This window comes from Marinicauda pacifica, from assembly GCF_004793635.1.
In the GTDB taxonomy this organism is placed as follows: Bacteria; Pseudomonadota; Alphaproteobacteria; order Caulobacterales; family Maricaulaceae; genus Marinicauda; species Marinicauda pacifica.
Genome location: NZ_SRXV01000079.1, coordinates 1 through 308, shown reverse-complemented (window position 1 = coordinate 308; position 308 = coordinate 1). Strand labels below are relative to the sequence as shown.

The following is a 308-nucleotide window of genomic DNA, read 5'->3' as shown; positions in this document are numbered from 1 at the left end:
GTTCGCCCACGCGGCAAGGTTCTCGATGGTCGACGGGTAGGGCGAGCCGAGACCCAGTGCGGTCCCGTTCTGAAGGCTCAGCGCCTCCAGTTCCAGCAGCCGGTTGTCGATCGCGCGCGCCTCCGGATTGGCATCGACCAGGCGGTCGACCAGGGCCAGCTGCGCTCCGCTCATCTCCTGCGCCGAAGCCAGCGCCGGGCGACGGCCGGATCCATCGTGAAACACGGTCAGTCCGCGTGTCTCAAGGACGGAAAAGACATGGCCCAGAGACTCTGCATCGGCGCCGAGGCGCGCTCCGAGATAGTTGA

The 308-nt window shown here is 66.9% G+C and carries 1 protein-coding gene; it reads right to left on the bottom strand.

Going from position 1 to position 308, the window contains the following annotated elements; translation table 11 throughout:
- Positions 1 to 308 (bottom strand): divergent polysaccharide deacetylase family protein (locus E5162_RS14465; protein ID WP_174235021.1); only part of this gene is annotated, 308 nt, incomplete at both ends.